Below are 2,105 nucleotides of genomic sequence, written 5' to 3'. Positions count from 1 at the left end.
CGACCTGTTCGTGACGGATCTCGAGGGCGCCGTCCGCCGCCTCACCAACGATCGCTACGCGGACCTGCTGCCCGCCTGGTCTCCCGATGGCCAGACCATCGCCTTCAGCACGGACCGCGGGGATGCGACCGATTTCCAGCGGCTGACGTACGGGAATTACCGCGTCGCCCTGTACCATCTCGAGCGGAACGCCATCGAGGTGCTGCCCCAGCAGGATGCCGGCCGCAATCTGAATCCGGTTTGGGCGCCGGACGGCCGGTCGCTGGTCTGGGTCAGTGACCGGACGGGCATTCACAACCTCTATCTGTTCGATCTCGAGGCGCGCGAGTTGTCTCGCGTCAGCGATGTGCTGTCCGGCGTGATCGCGATTACGCCCCTCAGCCCGGGGCTCTCCTGGTCCAAGTCGGATGGGCGCCTGCTCTTCGTCTACTTCGAGCAGGCGGGTTATAACGTGTACGCCGCTGCGGATCCGCGAAAGCTCCCGCGTGTGCCGGTGTCACAACTGCCGCCCGCGCCACCCGCCGTGCAGATTGCCGTGGCCGAAGCGGAGAAGCCGCCGCAAGTCGATACGGTGAGCCTGGGCGCTGCCGCAGCAGAGGACGCGGCAGTCGTCGCGTCGTACTACCGGGAAGGCAATGCCTTCCGGCCGAGCGGGAGGGCAGCGGCGGGGACGGGGCCGGCGTCAGCGCCCCAGGGTGGACCGGTTTCGGTCATGGCCTTGCTGGACAGCGCCGAGCTGGCGCTGCCAGACACCAGCGCCTTCCAGGTGCAGGACTACAGCGTCAAGTTCAGTCCGGACATTGTGGGCCGGCCCACGATCGGCGCCTCGGTGGGCGGCTTCTATGGCAACGGCGTGTACGGCGGCAGCTACGTCGCGCTGTCGGACATGCTGGGGAATCACAACATCTTGCTGGCGGGGAACGTGAATGGTTCGTTCTCGGACGCCACCTTCTTTGCTGGCTACAACTTTCTCAAGACCCGGGCCAACTACGGTGTGGCCGTCGAGCAGATCCCGTTCTACCGCTACCTGGGCGGCGGCCCCTTTACCGTCAACCTGGATGGCCAGCCGAACAACGTGGTCGCGCACGTGCTGCTGCGCGATATCATCCGCACGGCGCAGGGGGTTGTCAGCTATCCATTCAGCACCTACCGGCGGCTCGAGCTGGGGGCGAGCGTTACACGCCTCGAGCGCGACATCCTTTACCGCGGCGGCTGGAATTTTACGCGACAGGAGCCGTTCCAGCGGGACGTCCCGGCGGGGGATGCCCTGAACTTCATCGAACCCGTGGCCGCCCTGGTATTCGACAACTCGCTCTTCGGCTGGACGGGCCCGATCTATGGCCGGCGCTACCGGCTGCAGGCCTCGCGGACGTTCGGCGACTTCGAGTACACGGAAGGGCTGGTGGACTTCCGCAACTACTTGAACTACAAGCGCTGGGTCGTCTTTGCCGCGCGGCTGGTGACCTTGACGCGGCTGGGGCGCGACGCGAACCGGTTCTCCCTCTTCTGGGGCGGCCCCTACTTCCTGCGCGGCTATGACGGCGACTCCTTCGAGCTGAATGGCGAGGAGTGCCGGACCAGTCGGGAGTTCGGCACAGAGGCCTCGATCTCTCCCTGCCCGGTCCGGGACCAGTTGATTGGCTCGAGTGCTGCGTTGCTGAACCTGGAGCTGCGCTTCCCGATCATCACCGAGCTGCAGATCGGGTTCCTGGGGAATTTCCCACCGGTGGACGCGGTACTCTTCTTCGACGGTGGCATGGCCTGGGACCAGGAGGTGTGCACGGTGCGGGACCTCAGCCAGCCGAACGAATGTGCGCAGGGCACCACCCGGGACGTGCGGCTGGTGTGGGACCGGAAGCCCGGGGACGACCCGTACCTGGTTCGGGAGCCGCTCTTCAGCTACGGCCTGGGCCTGCGCTTCAACATTTTCTACACGGTCCTGCGCCTGGACTATGCGCTGCCGCTCAATCGTCCCGATCGCAGCGGCCGGTTCACCGTGTCGTTCGGCCCGTCCTTCTAGGCTGTGGCGGGCGGGCCGGCGGCAGCCGGCCCCCCCCCCACACCCCCGCACCCCCGGTTTATTTTCCCAGCCGGCAATTTTGGTT

Annotated in this window: 1 protein-coding gene; it reads left to right on the top strand. The window is 66.3% G+C overall.

The window, feature by feature from the left end; genetic code table 11:
* A partial coding sequence (locus HY703_02535; protein MBI4544054.1) for a PD40 domain-containing protein occupies positions 1-2,020 on the top strand: 2,020 nt, incomplete at its 5' end.
* Positions 2,021-2,105 lie beyond the last annotated feature (85 nt).

The sequence above is a fragment of the Gemmatimonadota bacterium genome, assembly GCA_016209965.1.
Classification (GTDB): domain Bacteria; phylum Gemmatimonadota; class Gemmatimonadetes; order Longimicrobiales; family RSA9; genus JACQVE01.
This window is presented reverse-complemented; position numbering and strand designations above follow the sequence as displayed.